This is a genomic window from Streptococcus oralis, assembly GCF_022749195.1.
Lineage (GTDB): Bacteria > Bacillota > Bacilli > Lactobacillales > Streptococcaceae > Streptococcus > Streptococcus oralis_CI.
In genome coordinates, this window is record NZ_CP094226.1 from 1,688,436 (window position 1) to 1,706,440 (window position 18,005).

An 18,005-nucleotide genomic window follows, 5' to 3' on the forward strand; every position below is an offset into this window, starting at 1 on the left:
CAACCACTCAACATTATTTACCTGTTTTACCTTCTTTACGGCGAACGAATTCACCAACGTAACGGATACCTTTACCTTTATATGGTTCTGGTGAACGAAGGCTACGTACGTAAGCAGCTGTTTGACCAACTACTTCTTTTGAAATTCCGCTAACAACGATTGTTGTTGGGTTTGGAAGTTCAAAAGTAATTCCTTCTGGAGCTTCAACTTCGTCTGGATGAGATTTACCAACAGCCAAAACAAGTTTTTTACCTTGAAGTTGTGCACGGTAACCAACCCCACGCATTTCAAGTTCTTTCTTGAATCCTTCTGATACACCAATTACCATGTTGTTCAAAAGGGCACGAGTAGTTCCATGGATTGTTTTCATTTCTTTTGAATCGTTTGGACGGTGAAGAGTTACTTCAGTACCTTCCACACGAATTTCAATATCTTTTGAGAACTCACGAGTAAGCTCTCCTTTAGGTCCTTTTACAGTTACAACGTTGTCATTGTTAGTGATTTCAACACCAGCAGGCAACACGATAACTTTATTACCAATACGTGACATGTTTATTTTCTCCTGTTAAATTGTCAGGCCAGAATGGCCAGTTTTCACGGGGGCTTAAATCGATTTCTCGATTTAAAGGAACATTTAGGTTTCAATTCCAAAGTGAATCTAGGCAGCGTCTCGCCGGCATAACTTTGGGTTAGGCAAGAGACGATAACGACGTGTCGCAAAGAAATTGGGAGCTAAATATTACCAAACGTAAGCGATAACCTCACCACCAACATTCTTTTGGCGAGCTTCTTTATCAGTAAGCAAACCTTCAGAAGTTGAAAGGATAGCAATTCCAAGTCCGTTAAGAACTTTTGGAAGATCTTCACGTTTTTTGTAGACACGAAGTCCTGGTTTAGAAACACGTTTCAAGTTAGTGATAACTTTTTCACCGTTTGGTCCGTACTTAAGGAATACACGGATGATGCCTTGTTTGTCATCTTCGATGATTTCTACGTTCTTAACAAAACCTTCGCGTTTAAGGATTTCAGCAATCCCTTTTTTGATGTTTGATGCAGGTACTTCAAGTACTTCGTGTTTCGCTTGGTTAGCGTTACGAATACGAGTTAGGAAGTCTGCGATTGGGTCAGTCATAACCATTTTGTTTTTCTCCTCTTACTAGTAGTTTGCAAGTTGCACTTGCTAGTTAACACATGATACAAAGAGCGTAACAGCAAGAGTAAAAATAGGCAATTTGATGCAGGAGCGATGCTCCAAAGCAAATTGGTCTTTTTTGCCAAAGCTGTAGCTCGTGTTCAAATTGGCAATCCCAACTGAACCCGGGCTAAACTCTGCGTGAAAAAGATAAACTTTCCTAGAAACTTCAGTTTCTTCGTCAAGTTTCCTATTTTCACCTGGAGTTTTGACGCCCTTGATATCTTAAATTACCAAGATGCTTTTGTTACACCAGGAATTTGTCCTTTGTAAGCTAATTCACGGAAGCAAACACGGCAAAGTTTAAATTTGCGGTAAACTGAATGTGGACGACCACATTTTTCACAACGAGTATAAGCTTGAGTAGAGAACTTCGCTGGACGTTTGTTCTTAGCAATCATTGATTTTTTAGCCATTAGATTTACCTCCTATATTATTTTGCAAAAGGCATTCCAAGGCCTGTAAGCAATGCACGTGACTCTTCGTCAGTGTTAGCAGTTGTTACGATAACGATGTCAAGACCACGAGTTTTGTCAACGTCATCAAAGTTAATTTCTGGGAAGATCAATTGTTCTTTCACACCAAGAGTGTAGTTTCCGCGTCCATCAAATGATTTTGTTGGAACACCGTGGAAGTCACGCACACGTGGAAGTGAAACTGAAACCAATTTGTCCAAGAATTCATACATACGTTCACCACGAAGGGTAACTTTTGCACCGATCGCTACACCTTCACGAAGACGGAAGCCGGCGATTGATTTTTTAGCTTTAGTGATAAGTGGTTTTTGACCTGAGATAAGTGCCAATTCTTCAGCAGCTTTTTCAAGACTTTTAGCGTTTGATACAGCTTCACCAACACCCATGTTCAAAACGATCTTATCTACTTTAGGCACAGCCATCACTGATGAGTAGTTGAATTGTTCTGTCAAAGCAGGAACTACTTCATTAAGATATTTTTCTTTTAAACGATTTGCCATTATACTTCTCCTTTCCTTCGTGATTAATCAAGCACTTCGCCTGATTTTTTGTTGTAGCGAACTTTTTTACCGTCTACAAATTTGTAACCAACACGACCAGCTACACCATTTTTATCCAATACTTGAACGTTTGATACGTGGATAGCTGCTTCTTTCTCGATGATACCACCTTGAGGAAGCTCGTTAGTTGGACGTTGGTGTTTCTTAACGATGTTAACACCTTCAACGATAACTTTGTTTACTTTTGGAAGGGCAGTAAGGACAACAGCTTCTGTTCCCTTATCTTTACCAGCGATTACGCGAACTTTGTCGCCTTTTTTTACAAACATTAGGTTTCTCCTTGATTTTTCTTACGCCCATAAGGGCACCCTAGCTTGAAGCTAGGGGACTAGTTTGTTTTTTTAATATTAAAGTACTTCTGGAGCAAGTGACACGATCTTCATGAAGCCACCTTCACGCAATTCACGTGCAACTGGGCCAAAGATACGTGTTCCGCGAGGAGTTTTGTCTTCACGGATGATAACTGCTGCATTTTCGTCAAATTTGATGTATGAACCATCAGCACGACGAGCACCTGATTTAGTACGAACGATAACAGCTTTTACAACGTCACCTTTTTTAACCGCACCACCAGGAGTAGCTTGTTTTACAGATGCCACGATAACATCACCGATGTTTGCAAATTTACGTCCTGAACCACCAAGAACTTTGATAGTCAAGATTTCGCGCGCACCGCTGTTGTCTGCGACTTTCAAACGAGTTTCTGTTTGAATCATTTCAGTTTTCTCCTTTCAGGTTTGATTAGATGATGACCGCTTCTTCAACAACTTCTACAAGACGGAAACGTTTTGTAGCTGAAAGCGGACGAGTTTCCATGATACGTACGATATCGCCTTCTTTGGCAACATTGTTTTCATCATGTGCTTTGTATTTTTTAGAGTAGTTAATACGTTTACCATAGACTGGGTGGTTACGTTTTGTTTCAACTACAACTGTGATTGTCTTGTCCATTTTGTCAGATACAACACGTCCAACAAGAACTTTACGATTATTGCGTTCCATTGAAATTTCTCCTTCCCTAGTCTATTATTTCGCTTCAGATTGAACTGTTTTGATACGAGCGATTTGTTTTTTAACTTCTTTCAAGCGAGCTGTTTGTTCCAATTGACCAGTCGCAGCTTGGAAACGAAGTTCAAACAATTCTTTTTTCAATTCGTTTTCGCGCTTCGCGAGTTCTTCTTGAGAAAGACCACGAAGTTCTTTAACAAATTCTTTTACTTCATTAAGTTTCATGCCTTCTCCTTATTCTGCTTCACGTTTTACGAATTTACATTTAACTGGCAATTTGTGGCTTGCAAGACGAAGCGCTTCGCGAGCGATTTCTTCAGATACACCAGCGATTTCAAACATCACTTTACCACGTTTAACTGGTGCTACCCAACCTTCAGGTGCCCCTTTACCAGATCCCATACGCACACCGATAGCTTTAGCAGTGTATGATTTGTGTGGGAAGATTTTAATCCAAACTTTACCACCACGTTTCATGTAACGAGTCATGGCGATACGAGCAGCTTCGATTTGGCGGTTAGTGATCCAGTGGCTAGTTGTAGCTTGAAGACCGTATTCACCGAATGCTACTTCTTTTCCACCTTTTGCTTCACCGCGCATTTTTCCACGGAATTCACGACGGTGTTTAACACGTTTAGGTACTAACATTGGTTATTTACCTCCTTTAGTGTTCTTACGAGCTGGAAGAACTTCACCACGGTAGATCCATACTTTAACACCAAGTTTACCGTATGTAGTATCTGCTTCTTCCCAAGCGTAATCGATATCTGCACGAAGTGTGTGAAGTGGAACAGTTCCTTCAGAGTATCCTTCAGCACGGGCGATATCTGCACCGTTCAAACGACCTGATACTTGAGTTTTGATCCCTTTAGCTCCAGCACGCATTGCACGTTGGATTGCTTGTTTTTGTGCACGACGGAAAGCAACACGTTGCTCCAATTGACGAGCAATTCCTTCACCTACAAGGTGAGCATCCAAATCAGGTTGTTTGATTTCGATGATATTGATGTGTACTTGTTTTCCAGTCAATTTGTTAAGTTTTGCACGGAGTGCATCAACGTTAGCACCACCTTTACCGATAACCATACCTGGTTTAGCAGTGTGAAGTGAAACGTTAACTTTGTTTACTGCGCGTTCGATTTCGATAGTTGAAACTGCTGCGTCAGCAAGTTCTTTTTGAACGAATTTACGGATTGCAAGATCTTCATGAAGGTAATCCGCGTATTCTTTTTCAGCATACCATTTGGCATCCCAATCACGGATGATGCCGACACGCATACCAATTGGATGTACTTTTTGACCCACGATGTTACCTCCTTATTTTTCTGCAACAGCCACAGTGATGTGAGCTGTACGTTTGTTGATTGGTGAAGCTGAACCTTTCGCACGTGGACGGAAACGTTTCATAGTTGGTCCTTCGTTTGCGAATGCTTCAGATACTACCAAGTTAGCTTTATCCAAACCAAAGTTGTTTTCAGCGTTAGCTACAGCTGAATTCAAAACTTTCAAGATGATTTCAGCAGCTTTGTTTGGTGTGAATGTCAAGATTGCAATAGCATCGGCTACGCTTTTACCACGGATGTTGTCAAGAACAAGACGTGATTTACGAGGTGAAACACGTACTGTACGAGCCATTGCTTTAGCTGAAGTAATTTCTGCCATTTATGTTCTCCTTATTTTCTACGTGTTTTCTTGTCGTCTGCAGCGTGACCTTTGTAAGTACGAGTTGGTGCAAATTCACCAAGTTTGTGACCTACCATGTCTTCTTGGATGTAAACAGGTACGTGTTTACGTCCGTCATAAACTGCAATAGTGTAACCAATGAAACTTGGGAAGATCGTTGAACGACGTGACCAAGTTTTGATAACTTTTTTCTTTTCGTCGTTAGCTTGAGCTTCAACTTTTTTCATCAAATGCTCATCGACGAAAGGTCCTTTTTTAAGACTGCGTCCCATTTTTATTTTTTCTCCTTTAAATGTTGTACCACAGCGGCTTGCGCTCACATGGAACGCTACCGAGCTGGCGGATTTCCTAGTTGCTTAGGCGACTAGTTTACTATTATTTCTCGTTGCGACGACGAACGATAAGTTTGTCAGATTTCGCTTTCTTGTTACGAGTTTTAAGACCAAGAGCAGGTTTGCCCCATGGAGTAGATGGCGCTTTACGACCAACTGGTGCTTTACCTTCACCACCACCGTGTGGGTGATCGTTAGGGTTCATTACAGAACCACGAACTGTTGGGCGGATACCTTTCCAACGGCTACGTCCTGCTTTACCAAGGTTTACAAGTCCATGTTGTTCGTTTCCGACAACACCAACTGTAGCACGACAAGTTCCAAGAATCATACGAACTTCGCCAGATTGAAGACGAACAAGAACGTATTTACCTTCTTGACCCAATACTTGAGCAGAAGCACCAGCAGCACGTACCAATTCTCCACCACGACCTGGTTTCAATTCGATGTTGTGGATCAAAGTACCAACTGGGATGTTAGCAAGTGGAAGAGCGTTTCCGACTTTGATATCTGCTTCAGGACCTGAAACGATACGTTGACCAACTTCAAGACCTTTTGGAGCGATGATGTATGCTTTCACACCGTCAGTGTAGTGTACAAGAGCGATGTTTGCAGAACGGTTTGGATCGTACTCGATAGTTTTAACAACTGCTTCAACGTTGTCTTTGTTACGTTTGAAGTCAACCAAACGGTAGAAACGTTTGTGTCCACCACCTTGGTGACGAACAGTGATACGACCGTTGTTGTTACGACCAGCCTTGCTCTTCAAAGCAACAAGCAATGATTTTTCAGGAGTGCTTGTTGTGATTTCAGCGAAATCCAAAGAAGTCATATTACGGCGACCGTTTGTTGTTGGTTTATAAACACGAATTCCCACGATATTTCCTCCTTAGATTATTCAGCTTCAGCAGCGAACAACTCGATTGCTTTTGAATCAGCTGTAAGTGTGATGATAGCTTTTTTAGTTTTGTTAGTAAAACCAGTGTAACGTCCAACACGTTTTGCTTTTGGTTTTACGTTGATTGTGTTAACGTTGGCAACTTTAACACCTTCGAAAGCAGCTTCAACAGCTTGCTTGATCAAAAGTTTGTGTGCACGGGTGTCAACTTCAAATACATATTTTCCTGCTTCAAGTTGAGCCATTGAGCTTTCAGTGATAACAGGTTTTTTGATAACATCATACAAATTCATTATGCAAGAACCTCCTCGATTTTAGAGATAGCTGCTTGTGTGACAAGAAGTTTGTCGCTATTTGCGATGTCAAGAACACTTGCAGTTGTAGCTGTTGCAACTTTCACATTTGGAAGGTTACGAGCTGAAAGAGCTGCGAATTCATTTCCTTCTTCAAGGATAACAAGAACTTTAGAATCGATGCTCAATGCTGCAAGAACTTTTGCAAATTCAGCAGTTTTTGGAGCTGTAAATGAAAGAGCGTCTACAGCTACGAATTTGTTTTCAGCAACTTTTTCAGAATAAACTGATTTAAGAGCTAGGCGACGAACTTTTTGTGGAAGTTTGTAGCCGTATGAACGTGGAGTTGGTCCGAAGACAACGCCACCACCACGCCATTGTGGTGAGCGGATAGAACCTTGACGAGCACGTCCAGTTCCTTTTTGACGCCATGGTTTGCGTCCACCACCTGATACTGCAGAGCGGTTTTTAACAGCGTGTGTTCCTTGACGAAGGCTTGCGCGTTGGCTGATGATCACATCAAACACAACTGATTCATTTGGTTCAATACCAAATACTGCATCGTTAAGAACAACTTGGCCAGCTTCTTTACCAGTTTGGTCAAATAATGTTACGTTTGCCATTGTGACTGATTTCCCCTTTCTTTATTATTTACCAGCTTTAACTGCTGATTTGATAGTGATAAGAGATTTCTTAGCACCTGGTACGTTACCTTTGATAAGGATAACGTTCTTTTCTGGAACAACTTGTACAACTTCAAGGTTTTGAATTGTTACGCGGTCGCCACCCATACGTCCTGCAAGGTTTTTACCTTTAAATACGCGGTTAGGTGCAACAGGTCCCATAGAACCTGGACGACGGTGGTAACGAGAACCGTGAGCCATTGGTCCACGTGATTGTCCGTGGCGTTTGATAACACCTTGGAAACCTTTACCTTTAGAAGTACCAGTTACGTCAACAACGTCTCCAGCTGCGAATGTTTCAACTGTGATTTCAGCACCAACTTCCAAGCCTTCAACGTTTTTGAATTCACGAATGAAGCGCTTAGGAGCCGTGTTAGCTTTCGCTACATGTCCTTTAGCAGGTTTGTTGCTCAATACTTCGCGTTTGTCATCGAAACCAACTTGGATAGCGTTGTATCCGTCTGTTTCAACAGTTTTAACTTGAAGAACAACGTTTGGAGTTGCTTCAATAACTGTTACAGGGATCAATTCGCCAGCTTCAGTGAAGATTTGAGTCATTCCCACTTTTTTCCCTAAGATTCCTTTTGTCATGAGAAAATAGTTCCTTTTCTATATTTTTTATTCAAAAAGTTTTTAACGAGCGTTTTTTATGCTCAAGGTATCAAGCTTTAAATTAAAGTTTGATTTCTACGTTTACACCACTTGGAAGATCCAATTTCATCAACGCATCAACTGTTTTTTGAGTTGGGTTAACGATATCAATCAAACGTTTGTGTGTACGCATTTCAAATTGTTCGCGAGAGTCTTTGTATTTGTGAGTCGCACGAATGATTGTGTAGAGGCTACGCTCAGTTGGAAGTGGGATTGGACCCGCAACTTGTGCACCTGTACGAGTAGCTGATTCTACGATTTTTGCAGCCGCTGTGTCAAGCGTACGGTGTTCGTAAGCTTTCAAACGGATACGGATTTTTTTGTTTGCCATCTTTTTCTCCTTTTCGTCTATTTAAGATAATAGGCTAGCTCCACAAGAAAACCGACGCGCGTTGCGTGGCAATGCAACCGAGCGTGTCGCAACCTCTTGCATCAAAGCTAAGGCTGTAATTTACAGCACCATAATAGAATAACACAAAGCCCCTGCGATTGCAAGGGATTTGTAAGCTTTTTTTCGTTTTTTTAAGATGAAACTGTTTTCTCTTTTTAACTTTCCAAAATTACGGATTTATATCTATAAAAAAGCGTCTTTTCTTCTATATAATGTGTGTCATTTTGACTTTGAATTTGTCTTGCGATTGATCCACTAAAATGTCCGCTTTAGACTCGTTTTCTCTATAGTATCGCAGATACTGTTCCCGTCTCATCTGATGGCTAGCCAATACAAAAGATGCATCCCGATTTCTCATAGTCGTATCTCGAGCTAAGCGCCTCTTTAATTCGGTCTCCTCATCCGTGTAGAAACAGACAGTTTTTTCAAAGAGTTCCTTAGGTAGAAAGCCCACAGACATCCCTTCAACAATCAGAATCGGCTTGGCTCCAGACAAGACCTCGCTAGCCTTCCACGGTTCATCAATCGTCAAGATGTCCATGCCTGCCTTTAAAGCTACAATATCTCTTTCTAAACTTGCCAATTCATGCGCCACTGGGAGACAAGCTGTCACTTTTTGATCTGGTGCTTGCTTTGGTATTACCAGGTGACGTTCTGAAGTGATATAGGGATCTGTTTCTAGTAAATTTACTGTAGTAGAATCTAGGGCTTGATATAATTCCTGAGCGAAGGTTGACTTGCCTGAAGCCCCATGACCGTAGATCCCTAGCGTCCTAATTCTTCCCGTTTCAATCTCTGAAACCAGTTGTTCTATCAGGTCTTTTTTCTTCATTCTCTCTTCACCTGTTCATAGCTTTCTTTTCCGTCATTAAGCTTGTCCCAAATCACCACCTGCCCACTTTTGAGGGATTTTTGCACATCGATAATTCGTTGATTAGAGGAACCTCGAAACTGGAGCATGAGATTGCGCTTGCTTTTATCATACCGTCCATCGACAAGGATGTCAATCAGTGATAAGAGTTCCAGTTTATCTGGAGTTTCCAGCATCATTTCTTCCCAAGTGTAGCCCGTCCAGGACCAGATGTCTTTATCTGGCAATTCCTTTCGAATGCGTTTAACGAGAGGCAAGAGAATTCCTGTATTAAGAAAAGGTTCTCCTCCTAGCAGGGTCAAGCCTTGAACATAGGGCTGGGCAAGGTCTTCCATAATCTGTTCTTCTAACTCTGCTGTATAAGGAATGCCTGCATTGAAAGACCAAGTCGCAACATTATAGCAGCCCTCGCAGTGAAACATGCAACCTGATACATAGAGAGAGTTGCGCACACCTTCTCCATCGACAAAGTTAAAGGCCTTATAATCAATGATCCGCCCTTTACTAAGTTCCTCACTTTTCCATTCACCTGGTTTTGGTGTATTCCATGTCATCCTTTTACTCCAAATCTATCCAGTAACGTTCTACGCCATTGCGAACATCCTCAAACACCCCACTATTTGCCACAATCACCGCCCTACTAGCAGGATTTTCCGTACTACAGGTCACAAGTGCTTTTTTGATGTTCTTCTCCTTAGCAACTTGTAGACCTTGTCGGAGGGATTCTTTGGCATAACCCTTACCTCTTTCAGATGGACGAATGGAGTAGCCAATATGGCCCCCATTTCCTAGTAAGTAGTCATTTAATCGGAGACGAAGGTTGAGAAAGCCAAGAGCCTGGCCTGCTACGTCAAAACTAACCAGCTGGATAGCAGGAACCCAGTTTTCAGGAATATTGAGTCCCGCTTCCGCTTGAAGATTTTCTTCTAGCCACTCTTCATAAACAAAATTCTCAGCATCCCAAAATCCTCCATCGTGGGCTGATTGAGTCTGTTCAAACTCTGCCATCATCTCTAAAACTGTTTCTTTATCTGCTAATCTTGGTCTACGTAATTCCATCCTTACCTCCCGCTAAGAGAAAAGTGAGAGCAGACTCTCACTTTTATTTTTTCTTGTTCTTGTTTAAAAACTGTTCTCTGAGGTTAAGCAAGCGTTCTTTTTTACCTGTTCCACCTTTCGAGTGTTTCTCGTGATAACGGGTCACTTGTGCGCGTCCCTTATCGTCTAATTGGTATTTCCCCATTCCATTTCCTTCTAATTTGTTACTTCATGTCCGGCTGTTTTAATGGTTGAACCATTCATGTGTTTAACACGCGCAGCGATTTCCTTGTGGCGTCCATTAACCATCGGACGCGCTTGAGGATTTCCCAGATAACCACACGTACGTTTGACAACATCTACTGTTTTAGGGTCGCTATTGCCACAGTTGGGACAAGCAAATCCTCGCTCAGTTGGTTCAAAATCCCCTTCAAAATCACACTTGTAGCAACGATCAATCGGAGTATTGGTCCCTAGATAGCCGACACGATCATAGGCATAGTCCCAAACAGCTTCCAAGGCTTTAGGGTTTTGTTGAAGAACTGGATACTCACAATAATGGATGAAACCACCTGACGCACCTGCTTCTGGATAAACTTTCTCAAAGTCTAATTTTTCAAACGGTGTTGGATTTTTACGAACATCGTAGTGGAAAGAGTTGGTGTAGTATTCCTTGTCCGTGATGTCCGGAATAGAGCCGAACTTCTCTGTATCCAAGCGACAGAAGCGGTCTGTCAGACTTTCAGACGGTGTGGAGTAGATAGAGAAATGGTAACCATATTGGTCAGACCACTCTTCCACACGACGTTTCATATCGCGAATGATATCCAATGTGAATTCCTTGGCTTCAGGATTGCTTTCCCAGCTATTTCCAAAGAAGACTGTAGCCACTTCGTACAAACCGATGTAGCCCAGCGAAACTGTCGCGCGGCGATTCTTAAAGAGTTGATCTACACTTTCTTCTTTTTCGAGACGGCGACCGAAGGCTCCGTACTGATAAAGGATAGGGGCATTCGCTGGTGTTGCTTCCTTGGTCCGTTCAACACGGTAAACCAGAGCATCTTCTGCGATATTCATCCGCTCATTGAAGATTTCCCAAAACTTATTCAGATCCCCTTCAGACTCGAGGGCGATACGAGGCAGATTTACCGTCACAACACCTAGATTCATACGACCTGAATTGACCTCAACACCATTCTCATCCTTCCATCCTTGAAGGAAAGAACGGCATCCCATAGGAACCTTGAAAGAGCCAGTCAGTTCGATAATCTTATCATAGGACAAGACATCTGGGTACATCCGCTTGGTTGCGCACTCAAGAGCCAACTGTTTGATGTCGTAGTTAGGTGAACCTTCCTCTAAGTTGAGTCCTCTTTTTAACGTAAAGATGAGTTTAGGGAAGATGGCTGTTCGATGTTCTGAACCAAGACCCTTGATACGAATGGTCAAAATAGCTTTTTGAATTTCACGCTCAAAACGACTAGTTCCTAGACCAAAACCTAGTGAAGTAAAAGGTGTTTGTCCATTTGAAGTGAAGAGGGTGTTGATTTCATACTCAAGAGATTGCATGGCATCGTAGATGTCCTTTTGCGTTTTTTTCCAAGCGTAATCTTCCCGTTTTTCGGGCAAGACCCACTCTTCCGCATCCTTGAGGTGTTTTTGATAATTCTTCTCCGCATAAGGCGCCAAGACTTCATCGATACGGTCAGCTGAACAGCCCCCGTACTGGCTAGAAGCAACGTTAGCAATGATTTGTGAAATCTGAGCGGTCGCAGTCTGGATAGACTTGGGACTCTCTACCTCTGCATTTCCAATCTTAAAACCATTTTCCAGCATGCCTTTAAAATCAATCAAACAGCAGTTGGTCATCGGAGTGTAGGGGCTGTAGTCCAAGTCATGATAGTGGATATCCCCTTTTTGGTGAGCATTAGCTACGTGCTTAGGAAGCATTTGCAGTCCGATTGATTTCCCAACAATCCCTGCTGTCAAATCACGTTGGGTGTTGAAGACATCGCTGTCTTTATTGGCATTTTCATTGACAACTGCTTGATCTTTATTGAGAAGTTTATGGATACTAAAGTTGATATCTGTCGCTTTTGAGCGCTCAAAATCCCTTTGTGTCCGATAAGTAATATACTCCTCAGCCAGCGCATACTCTTTGGCTTCAAGGAGTTCATGTTCTACGACGTTTTGAATTTCGTAAATCTTGACACCTTGAGGGAAGCGGCTGTGAATTTCAGTCACGATTCTTTCAACTAGACCATTTAGGCGTTTTTCTACTAGAGGCGTAACGTCCATAACCTTTTCCGCCGCCTTGTGGAGAGCCTTGTCAATCTTGTCTACATCAAACACCACACGTCTACCATCTCGTTTTTCAACGAACAAGGTGGGAACGGTTGCAAGCTTTTCTTCTAATACAATCATATCCATGCTCTTTTCTAAAATGTTGTTGAATTGTTTATATTCAGTATTATACCACTCTAAAAATAAAAATCAATATCTTGTGTTAAAAATCCTAAATTTTTTAAAATTCCACAAGATATTGTTTTTTGTTATTTTGATTTATAAAGTTTGAACTCGCTAGTATCTGTCTGAACAAGCTCATAGTTTTCACTGAGCCAGCTCTCTACATCTGACCACAAGGCAACTTTTTGATTGACCACAATCATCTTCGGCTGATTCTCTTTCAGGTCATTCATCAGTTTGGTTTTATTTTCATCGTTTGCAGTATAGAGTGTTGGAGTTGATAGAGAAGTCGGCGCCAAGCGTTCACTTGCACGGTAGAAATCTGGACGATCATCCCAAGCATAGACACGATCCTCAGAACTCGTTTGTTGTTTGACCACGCTGGCAAGACGTTCTCTCTCCTGATAAGTCGCTGGATGCGAAAGGTAGCGACTCAGGATAGGAAGTGCAATAAGGTAGGCAAGGGCAATCAGTGGTAGATAGAAATTCCCTTTAATAAAAGAGGCTTTTTTCTCACGTCTTCTACGACGACTTCCTCCCTCCGAAACATCATCCTTGATTCCTGTCAGAAGGAGCAAGACTAAGAAAGGAAGGAGGATAACGAGACGAGTACCGTTGACAGGTTCATTTGAGAGAATTAAGATTCCCAAAGAAACCAACAATCCCAAGCTAGCAGCAATCGATAAGGCATATTGCTTGGCTGGTTTTGACTGGAATAAACCAGTAAAGAGCAAACTAAGGGAACCCTGCCCCACTGCAAGCAAACCATAGAAGGCTACATTTTCAAGTAAATGCGAATTTGAAAAAAGGCTAAGAGTATTTACTGGATATAAGGTCTGGCTAATAGCATCCCCAAAACTTCCTGTCCATACTGTATAGTAGCCCAAAGGATAGAATAAGAGTGAGAATCCTAAGGCTGACGCAAAGAACTGATATAACCCGTGAACAAAGCGGCCTTTGCCTAGATTAAAACCAATGATGCCTAGAGCCAGTACAGCCGCAAACAAGGTTGTAGGAAGCGGTGCAAGGAAGAAAGCGAGAGCAAGGCTCATCCCCACTCGTACAAACCCTTTGTCATCCTTTGGAAAAGCGAGATAATTTGTAACGACGCTCAGGGCATAAAATAGGAAAGGCAAGGCTAGCAAGAGAGCATAGCCACCACCAAAAGCGAGGCCTGCCACTAACAAATAGAACACAAATACCAGCTTCTTGGCTTCTTCTGCTTGACTAGTAAGAGCATCTGCAGATTTAAAAAGAAAAACTCCTGCTCCAAACAAGGCCAACCACTCAACCAAAGCAATCAAAACACTGCCTTGAAAAAGGTAGGTTAGCACATAATAGAGCAATCCCTCCGTCCCAAAATAATCTGTATACATTTGACCATTTTGATGCAAGGCCCAACCGGTATAAAGATCCTGAGTTTGTTGCGGACTGACTAAACCAAAAATAAAAGGCAGGGCAACCGAAATGGCTGTGGCCACTAAACTCCAAAGCATGATACTAAAAAAGGGAATCGGAGCTCCTTCTCGTTTCTCTGGCACTGACCAGTCTTGGTAATGAGATTCTTCTTGTTTCTCATCTATTTTCCCGTATACGTTCATTCAATTTCTCCTCTAAGTTTATCTGTTTTAGTATATCAAAATCTTACAGGAATGTCAGCTTGGGATTGATATTTGCTGAATTTCTTATCCAATAGCACAAAGCGTTCGATTTCACGAAAACGGTGAAATCGACTATCTCTATACTCTCTGATAAAATCATCATCTTCTAAATTAAGCATGGTTTTCTCCTTTACTTATCTATTCGTAAGAAGACAAAAAAGACCCAGCCTTGGGCTAGATCTTGGTCGATAATTAGAGCATAGGTGCAAACAACTGGACAATTTCCTTGATTAGGCTTTGATACCAGCTGGTTTTGATAGTGTGAGGATAAATTTCTTGAGAAACTTTAAAAATCTCTTCGAAGTCCCTTTCAATATCGATGATGGACTGCGTTCTATAAAGTAAGACGGCATTTTCATAGTGGTGGAGCAAGCTACGATAGTCAAAATTGATGGTTCCCACTGTTGCTGCTTCTCCATCAACCAGCATTTGCTTACTATGAAGGAATCCCGGACTGTACTCATAAATACGAACCCCTGCAGATAACAAGTCTGGATAGGCTCCTCGAGTAACTAACTGAATAACCTTCTTATCTGGGATACACGGCGTCACAATTCGCACATCTACCCCTCTCAGAGCTGCATTTTTGATACTTTCAGTTAGATCGTAGTCCGCAATCAGATAGGGTGTCGTGATATAAACATAGTCTGTAGCTTGATTGATAAGATTTTGATAGACCGTTTTCCCAACCTGAGATCGGTAGATGGGCTTTGGTCCACTACTATAGGGAATACAGAGCCCCATCCCGTCTTTGGGTTGATTTTCAAGATGGTATTGGTCAAAATCACTAATCTCTCCACGGTTGATATACCAGGCAGATAAAAAGAGTCTGGTAAAAGCCTTAACTGCCGGCCCATCCAGACGAATACCGCTATCCTTCCAATAACCAAAGCGTTCGATATGGTTGATATATTCATCGGCCAGATTGATACCACCTGTATAGGCAATTTGACCATCGATAATCATGATTTTACGGTGATCACGGTTGTTATAAGCAACAGTCAAACGTGGAATCACCTTGTTAAATTTATGGGCTTCAATCCCTCGACCACGAAGCTGGATGGTGTAATCTCCAGGCAAGGTTGCCATACAACCAATATCATCATAGAGAAGCTTCACCTCTACTCCTTGAGCTGCCTTTTCTTCCAAAATCTCCAAAATACTATTCCACATCAAACCTTCTTCGATGATATAGTATTCGAGAAAGATAAACTTCTCCGCTTTCCTGAGATCCTCTAGCATCTGGTGCCACATACTTTCACCAGATGCAAAAAATTGTGTATCCGTTCGATCATAGACATCAGCATTCGTGTCCATGCTGAGGAGAGATTTGATAACTCCGTAAGCTGACTTGTCCTGCTCTTTTAACTCCAAACGGAGAGCTCTGCTATTGTCCTCTCGGTCAACCATTGATTGGAGCTGCTTTAGTTGCTTCATTTCTTTTTTAGATAAACGACGTTCTCCAAACATGATATAGAGCAAAGGGCCAAAAACTGGCACAAAGGCTACTAACAACCATGTTACCTTACTCTCGGGATTCATAGATCGATTGACAATCGATACAATGGTCGCCAAGCTCACTAAAATGACTAGGATAATCCAGACAATTGGAGCCATCTGGCCTAGATAGAGAAATAAACCAAAGACGATAAACAACTCTGCCAACATGATGGTAATACTAAAACCATATTTGGACATGAGTAGCTGCATTTTTCTAGCTGTCATACATCCCCTTTCTTTTCTAACATTCTCCTTAACTGCTTGATAAACTATTGTTTCTACTAGTATACCTCAGTTCAGGGGTAGATGGCAACCTTTTGCCTTTTTCTATTCAAACTATTCCAAGAACTGCAAGATTCTTAAACTACTCCTTCACTATATGACGTGCTATCCCTTTTTATATTTTTAACTAGGGTATTAAGAGGCTTAAAAAGAACTACCAAAATGATAGTTCTTTCCAATATTATTTATATTTTGAAGAATAAGTTCCTTCCACTCTACTTAGTCTTTAAAAAAGTTCTTTGTAGAGAGCAATGGTTTCTTCTAAAGTTGGCATAAATGGATTTCCAGGTGCACAGGCGTCAATCAAAGCATTCTTAGAAAGGTGGTCAAAGTCAAAGTCTTTTTCTTGGATACCGAGTTCAGTGAGTTTCTTCGGAATACCTACTGTTTCAGACAGTTTTTCAATTTCAGCAATAGCATAGTCAGCACATTCTTGGTCTGTTTTCCCCTCAACATGGAGTCCCAAAGCCTTGGCTACATTGCGGAAAGCTTCTGGTACACGTTTGGCATTTTCACGCTCTACAACTGGAAGAAGCATGGCACAGCAGACACCATGTGGCAAGTTATATACCGCACCAAGTTGGTGAGCCATAGAATGAACATAGCCCAAACCAGCATTGTTAAAGCTCATACCACCGAGGAAGATGGCATTGACCATAGCCTCACGCGCTTCGATATCTTGGCCATTTGCCACAGCACGAGGAAGATACTCCTTGATGAGTTCAATCGCTCCGATAGAGAGTTTCTTGGTCACATTATAAGCACCTGGTGTTACTAAAGCCTCGACAGCGTGAGTAAGAGCATCCATACCTGTCGCCGCTGTCAATCCTTTCGGTTTTGAAAGCATGAGTTCTGGATCATTGACAGAGATGAGGGCGAGGCTGTTCTTATCAACCATTACCATCTTGACCTTGCGTTCTTCGTCAGTAATAACATAGTTAATGGTAATTTCTGCAGAAGTTCCAGCTGTTGTATTGATCGCAACCACTGGCAAGCCTTTTTTAGCAGACTTGTGGAGACCTTCGTAGTCCTGTGGTTTTCCACCATTTGTAGCGATGATAGAGATACAACTAGCCGCATCCTGAGGAGATCCTCCTCCAAGACTGATGATGAAGTCGCATCCATGCTCTTTCAGGGCAGCCACTCCGTCTGTGACGTTCTTGCAAGTCGGATTTGGCTCCACATCGCTAAAGATGACATATTCGATCCCTTCAGCATCTAATGGTTTTAGGACCTTAGGTAAAATATCACTTCCCTCGATGAACTTATCTGTCACCAAAAGAGCCTTCTTATACCCCAATTCCTTGATATACGGACCTACTTCATTTACAACACCTTTACCAATAAGGTTAACTGATGGAACGTAAAATGTAGCCATATGCTTTTCCTCCTGCGCCTCTGCGCTAATTGATTATTTACCTTAAGTATACGACCTTATCCTTCATTTTACAAATATTTGTAAGCGCTTTAAGTAAAAAAAACGGTAAAGAACCACTGGTCACGTTTTTAAACAAAAAAGCTCCAAAAAGATGGATTTCATCTCATTGGAACTTTTACTTAATCATTATTGCTTAGTTAATATCACTCGGTCAGATGCCTCTCGGTCCATATCATCGATAATCAATTGATTACCATTAACCGTGTAAATTTTGACATCATCACCGATAATGACGCGTTGATTTTCTGGCTCAAAGCTGACTTGCTTGATTTCCTTATCTCCATCTGGCTCGACCTCAGTCCATGTACCAGTTTTACCTGTTACAACAAGAGTGATTTGGTCATTCTCATCTTTTCCAATATAGGTACCATCGATATTCATAGGTTGAGCTACAGTAGTGTCCTGACTTGAAGACGCCTGTGGTTGACTAGCACTTGTAGCAGCGCTAGAAGATGATTCTTGTTGAGAAGATGATTGCTGAGCCGATTGCTGGGTAGGGGCTTGTGCCTTAGGTCCACAAGCTGCTAAAAGACTAAGAATTGCTAGGGAAGCAATAGAAAGTGTGAATGTTTTCGTTTTCAT

Annotated in this window: 27 protein-coding genes; all 27 read right to left on the reverse strand. The window is 41.8% G+C overall.

The annotated features are described in order from the left end of the window. Positions 1-13 precede the first annotated feature (13 nt). A complete protein-coding gene (gene rplF, locus MP387_RS08185; RefSeq protein WP_000086623.1) occupies positions 14-550 on the reverse strand; it encodes a 50S ribosomal protein L6 in 537 nt (178 codons plus the stop codon). A gap of 189 nt (positions 551-739) precedes the next feature. Next, positions 740-1,138 (reverse strand): 30S ribosomal protein S8, encoded by a 399-nt coding sequence (gene rpsH, locus MP387_RS08190; RefSeq protein WP_000245504.1) that lies wholly within the window; start codon positions 1,136-1,138, stop codon positions 740-742. Between the two features lie 284 nt (positions 1,139-1,422). Further along, positions 1,423-1,608, reverse strand: a complete 186-nt coding sequence (locus MP387_RS08195) for a type Z 30S ribosomal protein S14 (RefSeq protein WP_001085697.1) — start codon at positions 1,606-1,608, stop codon at positions 1,423-1,425. A 17-nt stretch (positions 1,609-1,625) separates the two neighbouring features. Next, complete coding sequence (gene rplE, locus MP387_RS08200) at positions 1,626-2,168, reverse strand: 50S ribosomal protein L5 (protein WP_000013542.1); 543 nt, start codon at positions 2,166-2,168, stop codon at positions 1,626-1,628. A gap of 23 nt (positions 2,169-2,191) precedes the next feature. After that, a complete protein-coding gene (rplX, locus tag MP387_RS08205; RefSeq protein WP_000497691.1) occupies positions 2,192-2,497 on the reverse strand; it encodes a 50S ribosomal protein L24 in 306 nt (101 codons plus the stop codon). A gap of 78 nt (positions 2,498-2,575) precedes the next feature. After that, positions 2,576-2,944, reverse strand: a complete 369-nt coding sequence (gene rplN, locus MP387_RS08210; protein ID WP_000616545.1) for a 50S ribosomal protein L14 — start codon at positions 2,942-2,944, stop codon at positions 2,576-2,578. A 25-nt stretch (positions 2,945-2,969) separates the two neighbouring features. Then, entirely contained in the window at positions 2,970-3,230 is a 261-nt protein-coding gene (gene rpsQ / locus MP387_RS08215; protein WP_000440801.1) for a 30S ribosomal protein S17, read from the reverse strand. Positions 3,231-3,254: 24 nt separating this feature from the next. Continuing rightward, positions 3,255-3,461 (reverse strand): 50S ribosomal protein L29, encoded by a 207-nt coding sequence (gene rpmC, locus MP387_RS08220; RefSeq protein ID WP_000772918.1) that lies wholly within the window; start codon positions 3,459-3,461, stop codon positions 3,255-3,257. A gap of 9 nt (positions 3,462-3,470) precedes the next feature. Next, on the reverse strand, positions 3,471-3,884 hold the full coding sequence (rplP, locus tag MP387_RS08225; protein ID WP_000960946.1) for a 50S ribosomal protein L16: 414 nt from the start codon (positions 3,882-3,884) through the stop codon (positions 3,471-3,473). A 3-nt stretch (positions 3,885-3,887) separates the two neighbouring features. After that, positions 3,888-4,541, reverse strand: coding sequence for a 30S ribosomal protein S3 (gene rpsC / locus MP387_RS08230; RefSeq protein WP_000529936.1), 654 nt, complete (start codon positions 4,539-4,541; stop codon positions 3,888-3,890). A 12-nt stretch (positions 4,542-4,553) separates the two neighbouring features. After that, entirely contained in the window at positions 4,554-4,898 is a 345-nt protein-coding gene (gene rplV / locus MP387_RS08235) for a 50S ribosomal protein L22 (RefSeq protein WP_000818137.1), read from the reverse strand. Positions 4,899-4,909: 11 nt separating this feature from the next. Beyond that, complete coding sequence (gene rpsS, locus MP387_RS08240; protein ID WP_000533766.1) at positions 4,910-5,191, reverse strand: 30S ribosomal protein S19; 282 nt, start codon at positions 5,189-5,191, stop codon at positions 4,910-4,912. A 103-nt stretch (positions 5,192-5,294) separates the two neighbouring features. Continuing rightward, positions 5,295-6,128 carry a 50S ribosomal protein L2 gene (gene rplB, locus MP387_RS08245; RefSeq protein ID WP_000512910.1) on the reverse strand — a complete coding sequence of 278 codons (834 nt, stop codon included), beginning with the start codon at positions 6,126-6,128 and terminating at the stop codon, positions 5,295-5,297. Between the two features lie 17 nt (positions 6,129-6,145). Next, positions 6,146-6,442 (reverse strand): 50S ribosomal protein L23, encoded by a 297-nt coding sequence (locus MP387_RS08250; protein ID WP_001055347.1) that lies wholly within the window; start codon positions 6,440-6,442, stop codon positions 6,146-6,148. Then, a complete protein-coding gene (gene rplD, locus MP387_RS08255; RefSeq protein WP_000024537.1) occupies positions 6,442-7,065 on the reverse strand; it encodes a 50S ribosomal protein L4 in 624 nt (207 codons plus the stop codon). Before rplD ends, MP387_RS08250 begins: the two co-directional genes overlap by 1 nt. A 24-nt stretch (positions 7,066-7,089) precedes the next feature. Further along, positions 7,090-7,716 carry a 50S ribosomal protein L3 gene (rplC, locus tag MP387_RS08260; RefSeq protein WP_000160197.1) on the reverse strand — a complete coding sequence of 209 codons (627 nt, stop codon included), beginning with the start codon at positions 7,714-7,716 and terminating at the stop codon, positions 7,090-7,092. Positions 7,717-7,798: 82 nt separating this feature from the next. Continuing rightward, entirely contained in the window at positions 7,799-8,107 is a 309-nt protein-coding gene (gene rpsJ / locus MP387_RS08265; protein WP_001284513.1) for a 30S ribosomal protein S10, read from the reverse strand. A gap of 265 nt (positions 8,108-8,372) precedes the next feature. Continuing rightward, entirely contained in the window at positions 8,373-8,999 is a 627-nt protein-coding gene (locus MP387_RS08270; protein ID WP_242746245.1) for a uridine kinase family protein, read from the reverse strand. Continuing rightward, a complete protein-coding gene (gene nrdG / locus MP387_RS08275; RefSeq protein ID WP_000220159.1) occupies positions 8,996-9,592 on the reverse strand; it encodes an anaerobic ribonucleoside-triphosphate reductase activating protein in 597 nt (198 codons plus the stop codon). Before nrdG ends, MP387_RS08270 begins: the two co-directional genes overlap by 4 nt. Before the next feature lie 4 nt (positions 9,593-9,596). Then, positions 9,597-10,097, reverse strand: a complete 501-nt coding sequence (locus MP387_RS08280) for a GNAT family N-acetyltransferase (protein ID WP_242746248.1) — start codon at positions 10,095-10,097, stop codon at positions 9,597-9,599. Between the two features lie 43 nt (positions 10,098-10,140). Continuing rightward, positions 10,141-10,281, reverse strand: a complete 141-nt coding sequence (locus MP387_RS08285) for a hypothetical protein (protein WP_000521625.1) — start codon at positions 10,279-10,281, stop codon at positions 10,141-10,143. A gap of 11 nt (positions 10,282-10,292) precedes the next feature. Then, a complete protein-coding gene (gene nrdD / locus MP387_RS08290) occupies positions 10,293-12,500 on the reverse strand; it encodes an anaerobic ribonucleoside-triphosphate reductase (RefSeq protein ID WP_242746251.1) in 2,208 nt (735 codons plus the stop codon). A 128-nt stretch (positions 12,501-12,628) separates the two neighbouring features. Next, positions 12,629-14,143: a damage-inducible protein CinA gene (locus MP387_RS08295; protein ID WP_242746254.1), complete on the reverse strand. Its 1,515-nt coding sequence runs from the start codon at positions 14,141-14,143 to the stop codon at positions 12,629-12,631. A gap of 35 nt (positions 14,144-14,178) precedes the next feature. Next, positions 14,179-14,322: a hypothetical protein gene (locus tag MP387_RS08300; RefSeq protein ID WP_242746257.1), complete on the reverse strand. Its 144-nt coding sequence runs from the start codon at positions 14,320-14,322 to the stop codon at positions 14,179-14,181. 73 nt (positions 14,323-14,395) lie between these two features. After that, on the reverse strand, positions 14,396-15,928 hold the full coding sequence (gene cls / locus MP387_RS08305; protein ID WP_242746260.1) for a cardiolipin synthase: 1,533 nt from the start codon (positions 15,926-15,928) through the stop codon (positions 14,396-14,398). Positions 15,929-16,211: 283 nt separating this feature from the next. Next, positions 16,212-17,363: an iron-containing alcohol dehydrogenase gene (locus MP387_RS08310; RefSeq protein WP_242746262.1), complete on the reverse strand. Its 1,152-nt coding sequence runs from the start codon at positions 17,361-17,363 to the stop codon at positions 16,212-16,214. 186 nt (positions 17,364-17,549) lie between these two features. Then, positions 17,550-18,005 carry an SP_0198 family lipoprotein gene (locus tag MP387_RS08315; protein ID WP_242746265.1) on the reverse strand — a complete coding sequence of 152 codons (456 nt, stop codon included), beginning with the start codon at positions 18,003-18,005 and terminating at the stop codon, positions 17,550-17,552.